The sequence below is a fragment of the Actinocrinis sp. genome (assembly GCF_035946395.1).
Lineage (GTDB): Bacteria > Actinomycetota > Actinomycetes > Streptomycetales > Catenulisporaceae > Actinocrinis.
In genome coordinates, this window is the sequence record NZ_DASYZI010000330.1 from 1 (window position 1) to 7,642 (window position 7,642).

Sequence of the window (7,642 nt, forward strand, 5' to 3'; positions counted from 1 at the left end):
GCCGGCACGGGTTTGCTCGTCGCGGCGATCGTGGCGCTCGCCCCGGAGGTCGCGGGGGCGATATCGACGGCGATCGACGGCGCGGAGTTGAAGGCCGTGCTCAACGCGATGGTTCAATGCGCCGATCAACTGTGAGTCGATAAAGCGATCAGCACTCGTAGGGGAGGGGCCACCCGTCGGCTCGTCTCCAACGACCTTGTGCGCGGCAGGCGGTGATGTGTCAGGCTCCTGACGTTTGATCACGGCTGTGTGGCGTGGGCCATGGTGCGTGCATTGATCATCAGTGTTCGACTGGCCTGTTGGTTCGGCGTGGAGCGCTCCGTCACCACTCGGGCCGGGTGAGATACGTCCGCTGTCAGCCGAGCGGCGATGTACATGTCGGTCCCGCGTGCGGCTGTGCACCCTGGCCTGGCCTGTGGTCGAGCACGCTGGCGCGACCGGAGGGACGGGTACGCGCTGAGTTCGCCCCCGGTGTCTGTCCCACCGGCGAGCAGATTCATGACAATGTGATGATGCAGCTGTCGGGCATCAGCCAGGCCTGGTACCCGGAGTGGAACTGCGGGATCCGCTCGTGTGTCAGGCTCAGTCTGGCACAGAGCAGGTTGGACCCGTTGACCTCGATGGCCGGTCAGATCAGGCCTTCGCGGATGGCATACGCGACGGCGTGCGTGCGGTTGCGCAGGTTGTATCGGGCCATGACGTCGTGCAGGATGCTCGTCACGGTGCGCCGGGAGTAGGCGAGTTCGGCCGCGATCTCGTCGGTGTCCAGGCCGACGGCCGCCAGCCGGAGGATCTTGCGTTCGCGGTCGGAGAGCCCGGCGGCGGGCAGGCCTTGAGAACGCAGGACGTGCTGTTGGAGCCTGCCCACCTGTTTGAGCAGGCGGGTGAGCAGATCGGAGGGCAGCGCCGCGTTGCCGCCGGCCGCCTTGAGGACCGTCTTGACGATCCAGGCGGTCGTCGCCTCCCGGCGCCACAGCACCGAGCAGGCACCTGATTCGACGACGGCCAGCAGGTCGTCGTCGGACAGCGTGGAGACGAGGAGCACGGCCTGCGCCCCGTGCTTCAAACACACCGTCCTGATCATCTCGAACGCCAGCTCGGTCAGTGACTCGAACGCGAAGACGGCGACCTGTGCCGATCCGCCGAACGGCGGGTCGACGAGTTCGATCTCGGAACGCTGGCGCAGCTCGCTGGTCAGCCCCGCCCGCGTGATGGCGTCGTCCGCGTGGATCGACACCGATATCCGGCCCTGCAAGCTGACCTCCCGGATGACGCGTTTCCTGGCATGCAGAAGCCGGCTGCAACGATGGGATCCTGCGCCACGCAGAAGTCGAATCCGCATTCGGGTATGCGTGCTCTGTCCACCCCCGGCCAGCGTCCCCCGCCCAGTCGGAATCCGCAGTCATACGACTGCTCATTCGGGCTGTCGCTCGCCTACTGTTTCGCCACAGTTCTCTTATACGCTAATACCGCCGACTGGCGCGCCTGTCCAGGCGGGCGCGCTTGACGAGGGGTGGCGCTTGGGTGGTGACGCGACGGGCGGTCGGGCGGGCGCCCTGCTCACGGCGATGCCGGATGAAAGAGCCGGGCCGGCGCGGTAAAGCCGGGACCATTCGGGCTGTACGGCCGCTCTTTTCGCTGCCCTAATACGCAAGCGGTCGGCCATGCGCACTGTCACGCTGGTCGGGCACAGTACCGCCTTTCGCGCCGCGAGCCTTGGCCCCATGGCCAAGTTCGAAGAGCCGCCTCGGCCGGGGGCGGCGTGCGCAGTTCCCGACGCGGGCTTTCAACGCGCCAATACCGCGGTTCTCCCGGAATCGAAGAAGGGAACGCTGGTCCGATGGGGGTCTCCGTCGTCTTCGAGGGCGGCAGCGACGCGATCGAGGTCGTGCCGGGTGAACAGGCTCTCTGCGCCGTGCGCGTCGAGAACACCGGGATGGTGGTGGACCGGGTCCTGCTCGACGTGCTCGGCGACGCGGCCGAGTGGGCGCAGGTCGAACCCGCCCAGGTCAATCTCCTGCCAGGCGCCGCCGAGCGGGTCCACATCAGGTTCCAGCCGCCGCGCGCCGCCTCCACGGCGCCCGGCGAGGTGCCGTTCGCCCTGCGGGCGATGTCGAGCGAGGATCCCGAGGGTTCGAGCATCGACGAGGGGCTCGTCCACGTCGGCGAGTTCGGCGATCTCGCGGCGCAGCTGGCGCCCAAGAGCGCGACGGGGCGCCGCTCGGCGAAGTTCCGGCTGATCGTGGAGAACCGCGGCAACCGGCCCGAGCCGATCCGGGTCGAGCCCTTCGACCCCGAGGACAAGCTCGGATTCAAGACCAGGCCCGGGACGTTCACCGCCCGGCCGGGCACCGCGACCTTCGTGCGCGTGAAGACCGTGCCGCGCAAGACCTTCCTGCGCGGGCCGAACCGCACCCTGCCCTTCGAGGTCACCGCGCTGCCCGAGCAGGGCCAGGCCCCGGCCGACGCAGGCGTCATGCTGGAGAAGCAGACGCTGCCCGAGTGGCTGCTGCCGCTGCTCGGGATCGCGGCGGTGCTCTGCGGGCTGGCGCTGGTGCTCTGGTTCACCGTGCTGCGGCCGGTGGTGAACTCGGCCGCGACCTCGGCCGGCGCCGCCTCAAGCGCGCAGGCGCAGGCGGCGAACGCGGCGGGCGCCGCGAGCGCGGCCGCGCAGGCGGCGGCCAACACCAACTCCAAGCTCGGTGCGCTCACGTCGTTGACCGTCAAGGTCGCCGCGCCGACCGTGCTGACCGGCGCGACCGACCTGGCCACCGTGAACGGCACGGCCTCCGGCGGCGCGACGTCGAACCCGAAGGTCGTCTGGACCTCCTCGAACCCGGCCGTCGCGACGGTCTCGCAGTCCGGCGTGGTGACCGCGGTCAGCCCGGGGACCGCGACCATCACCGCGACCAGCGCCACGTCCTCGTCTTCGCCCTCGGCGTCCCCGTCGCCCTCCGCGGTCGTGACGCCGCAGCCGACGCTGGAGCTCGGCGCGCCGGGCGCGTCCGCGAGCGGTGCGCCGGGCACGAGCATCTCCGCGGCCGTCGTGTCCGGGTCCGTGACCGTCAACGTGGTCGGCCCGGTGTCCGTCTCCACCGTCGCGCTGCCGCAGGCGGTGCTCGGCAAGACCTACTCCGAGTCGCTCACCGGCTCCGGAGGCACCGGCTCGTACACCTGGTCGGTCAGTTCCGGCTCGCTCCCGCCGGGCTTCACGCTCTCGCCCGACGGGGTGCTCACCGGGACGGCGGGCGCGATCGGCACGACCTCGTTCAAGGTGCAGATGGTCAACTCCGGACCGCCCTACCAGTTCGCCGCCAAGACGTTCACGCTGTCGATCATCGACGCTCCGGCCATCTCGACGTCCTCGCTGCCCGGCGCGACCGTCGGAGGTCTGTATTCGCAGCCGCTCACGGGGGTCTTCGGCACCGCGCCTTATACGTGGTCGCTGGTGCCGGGCCAGGGCGTACTGCCGCCCGGAATGGCTCTCAACTCGGCCACCGGCGTGATCAGCGGCACGCCCACCACGACCGGGTTGTTCACCTTCAGCGCCCAGATCACCGACTCGGCCGCGCAGCCACAGTCGGCCACCCAGCAGCTGTCGATCCCCGTCGCCAATACCCTGATAATCACCACCCCGGCGCCGCTGCCGGCGGGGCATCCGACACCGCTGCCGCAGGAGGGCGTGAAGAACCAGCCCTACTCGCTGACGCTCGTGGCGGCCGGCGGCACCGCGCCGTACACGTGGTCCGTTTCGGGAAGCCTGCCGCTGGGCCTGACGCTGGACTCGTCTTCCGGCCAGATCAGCGGAGTACCGACCATCTCAGGAACCTCATCGTTCACGCTACAGGTGGTCAGCCCCGGGCCACCCGCGCAGACCGCCAAAGTGCCGGTCACGCTGACGGTCGTCGACGCTCCGGTCGTGGCCACGTCCTCATTGCAGGGGGCGATCACGGGCAAGGTGTACTCGCAGACGCTCGCGGGTGCGTTCGGCACAGCGCCGTATACGTGGTCGCTCGTGCCGGGCCAGGGTCTGCTTCCTGCCGGACTGCTGCTCAACGGGCACACCGGCCAGATCAGCGGAACGCCGACGACGACCGGCACCTACGCGTTCACCGTTCAGGCCACCGACTCGACCAAACCGAACCAGGCGGCCACCCAACATCTCTCGATCGCCGTCGCCAAACCCCTCGTCCTCAGCACTCCGGCGCTGCTGCCGCAGGAGGGCGTCAAGGGCGCGCCGTACCTGCTGGCGCTGGGCGCGTCCGGCGGGACGGGGCCGTTCACGTGGTCGGTCTCCTCGGGCAGTCTGCCGCTGGGCCTGACGCTGAATTCGGCCACCGGCGTGATCGGCGGAACCCCGACCGTGTCGGGTACGGTCACGTTCACCGCACAGCTGATCGACGGGGGCACGCCCGCGCAGTCTGTGACTCAGACGTTCACGATCACGGTCGTGGTCCCGCCATCCGTGGCCACGTCCTCGTTGCCGGATGCGACGACGGGGACCGGGTACTCGCAGACGCTCGCGGGTGCGTTCGGCACCGCGCCGTATACGTGGTCGCTGGTGCCGGGGCAGGGTGACCTCCCCGCCGGGCTGAGCCTCGACGCCGGCAGCGGTCTGATCAGCGGAACGCCGACCACGGACGGGACCTTCGGGTTCACCGTTCAGGCAGCCGATTCGACCACGCCGAGCCAGGCGGCCACCCAGCACCTTTCGATCGCCGTCGCCGATCCGCTGGGTATCAGCACGCTGGAGCTGCCGGACGGCGTCGTTGACACGCCGTACTCGCTGGCGCTGAACGCGACCGGCGGAACGCGGCCCTACACGTGGTCCGTCAAGTCCGGGGTTCTGCCCGACGGGCTGAGCCTCAACCCGGCGACCGGCGTGATCAGCGGAACCCCGACCAAGGCGGTGGACACCGCGTTCAGCGTGACCGCCGCTGACGCCGGCCACCCGCTGCGCACCGCGACCTCACAGCCGCTGACACTGATCGTCGTACCCGTCCTCACCGGCACGACCACGAGCCTTCCGCAGGCCGCGGTCGCCCAAGCCGGCGGCTACAGCGCGCAACTCACCGCTGCCGGAGGCACCGGACCGTACGTCTGGACCCTGACAGGCACCCTGCCGCCCGGCCTGAGCCTCTCCGCGACCGGCCAGATCACCGGTCAGCCCACGCAGACGGGCGTCTTCCCCTTCAGCGTGCAGATGACCGATGCGAGCTCGCCGCCGCTGACCTCCACCGAGTCGCTGTCGATCACCGTGGTGGGTTCGCTACAGGTCACCACGCAGTCGCTGCCCGACGTGCTGCTGGGGGTGCCGTACTCGCAGGCGCTCACGGCGGCCGGCGGAACCGCGCCGTACACCTGGGCGATCGCAAGCGGCACCCTGCCGACCGGCCTGAGCCTGAACCCCGTCACCGGAGTCATCTCCGGCACGACCCTGGCGACGACGACCACTCCTGTCGCGATCACGTTCACCGTGACTGACACGGGCCCGCCGCCGCAAAAGGCGACCTTGACGCTCAAGCTGAGAGTCACGTCCCCGCTGACGTTCTCGGTGCCGAAGGTACCCAGCGCGGTTGTCGGGCAGCTGTTCACCCTGACCCCGACGGTCCCGGCCGGCGGCTCGGGCTCGTATCTCTGGTCCGAATCGGGCACGTTGCCGGACGGCCTGGGCTTCAGCACCGCGACCGGTGAGATCTCCGGCACCGTGAGCAAGAGCGACAACCCCGGAACGTACCCGGTCAAGCTCACGCTGAGCGACCTGAACGGCGGCGTGCCGCCCCAGAGTGTCGACTTCTCCATCACGGTCGTCACGCCCCTGTCCGCGCCGGGCTCGTACAACGTGACGGGCACGTTCGGCGTCGCGCTCCACACGGCGATCCAGCCGACGGGCGGCGTGCCGCCTTACTCCTTCGCCTTCGCGCACCCCGTCGGCGTGCCGTGGCTGTCGATCGATCCCGCGACGGGAATGCTCTCCGGCACCCCGGACACGCAGTGTTCGAGCGCCACGGTCTCCGGATCGGGATCGTCCGTCCAGTTCGAGTGCGCTTCCTTCGCGGACACGGAAGCCGTGACGGTCGCGGACTCCACCGGCGCGACCTTCCCCGTCACGGTGAGCCTGACGGTGAACACCCCGCCGCTGGTCGTGGACCACATCACCGACATCACCCAGACGGCGAACTCCGCGCTGGTCTTCTCCGTGGGGACCGTGCACGGCGGCTACGGTGGCGGCACGGTCACGTACACCGCGACAGATCTCCCGTGCAGCATCGACAAGACGTGCGATCAGATCGACTTCTCCACCGGAGTGGTGACCGGGAAGCTGGCCGATTTCGGGCAGAGCAGCTACGTCGTCGACGTGACGGTCACACAGGCCGACCCCACGCCGGGCAGCTCGAACACGTTCGTCGGCCACTACAAGGTGACCGTCGGCACGGCGCTCGCGCCCGTCGTGACGAGTGTCAGCCCGTCGAACGGAGCCAGCCCGTGACCGGGACCGCATCGCCGAGTGCTGCGACGTCCGAGGCCCCGCTCGACGTGCAGGTTCTTCAAACGGCCGCGGCGCTGGAGAACCTCGCCGTCGTGTCCTACACGTCGGCGGCGAGCATGCCCTTCGTGGCGGCCGGGAGCGCGCGACTGCGAGATCTGATAGCGCGCAACCGGACGCACCACGCGGCGCACGCGCAGGCCTTCAACCAGGCCGTGGTGAAGGCCGGCGGGGCTCAGCAGCACGCCCCTGACGCTCGGTACGCCGAGTCCGTGGGGCGACTGCTGGCCGGGATGCGGGGTCCTTCGTCGCTGGCCGGCCTGCTCAACGAGATCGAGGGCATCATCGCGCAGACCTGTACGCGTTATGCGAGCCTGGCCGCGGGCGGTGCGCTGCGCTCGATGTTCGTGAACGTCGCGTCGGTCGAGGCGCAGCACAGCGCGGAACTGTTGATCGTCCGCACGCTGCTCGACGGCGGGCACTCCGGGCTGGGCGTGATCGGTGCTGACGTGCGCTCACTCCCGGCGTCGGCCGGCACGGCGGGCATTCCGCAGGTCACGTACCCCACTGCGGATGCGTCCGCGATCAACGAAGGCGTGGCGCGGTGAGCACGGCGAGCGGCCGGTCCCGGCGGGCGTTCGTCCTGGGGATCTCAGGGCTCGGCGTCGGACTGGCGCTTGAGGCGTGCGGCGGCGGTGCCGTCGCCGCGCCCTCGCCGTATTCCGGTGAGCTGCGAACCGCGGCGCTCGCCGTCGCGCTGGAGAACCAGGCGGTGAGCGCCTATCAGGCCATAGACGCCGCGTTGCGCGCCGGAAAGCTCGGGCCGGCGGTGCCCGCGCTGGCCGCGTTCGTGCAGACCGCGCTGGCCCACCACGTCCAGCACGCCGCGACGTGGAACGCGATCCTGCGCGCCGCGCACAAGCCGGCCGTCACCGGAATTCCGCTCTCGGGCAACGCACAGGTGATGAGCACGGTCGGCTCGGCGTCAGACCTCGGCGCGGCCGTCGCCGCGGTACAGCGCCTGGAGATCCAGGCGGCCCAGACCTACACGGCCGCCATCGAAAGCCTGACCGGCCTCGGATCGACAGTCACCGCGGCCGCGACGATCGCGCCTGTCGAGGCGATGCACGCCGCGGCGCTCGGCTACCTGTTCGG

Annotated in this window: 4 protein-coding genes; 3 read left to right on the forward strand and 1 reads right to left on the reverse strand. The window is 70.1% G+C overall.

Annotated elements, in window-relative coordinates:
- Positions 1-628 precede the first annotated feature (628 nt).
- Positions 629-1,255 (reverse strand): helix-turn-helix transcriptional regulator, encoded by a 627-nt coding sequence (locus tag VGS97_RS20620; protein ID WP_326855244.1) that lies wholly within the window; start codon positions 1,253-1,255, stop codon positions 629-631.
- Between the two features lie 585 nt (positions 1,256-1,840).
- Between VGS97_RS20620 and VGS97_RS20625 the strand changes: the two genes are divergently transcribed.
- The 3 genes from VGS97_RS20625 to VGS97_RS20635 form a co-directional block, all read left to right on the forward strand.
- A complete protein-coding gene (locus VGS97_RS20625) occupies positions 1,841-6,490 on the forward strand; it encodes a putative Ig domain-containing protein (RefSeq protein ID WP_326855245.1) in 4,650 nt (1,549 codons plus the stop codon).
- Positions 6,487-7,095, forward strand: a complete 609-nt coding sequence (locus VGS97_RS20630; protein ID WP_326855246.1) for a ferritin-like domain-containing protein — start codon at positions 6,487-6,489, stop codon at positions 7,093-7,095. The genes VGS97_RS20625 and VGS97_RS20630 overlap by 4 nt, the downstream gene beginning before the upstream one ends.
- Positions 7,092-7,642 (forward strand): ferritin-like domain-containing protein (locus tag VGS97_RS20635; RefSeq protein WP_326855247.1); only part of this gene is annotated, 551 nt, incomplete at its 3' end. The genes VGS97_RS20630 and VGS97_RS20635, both read left to right, overlap by 4 nt.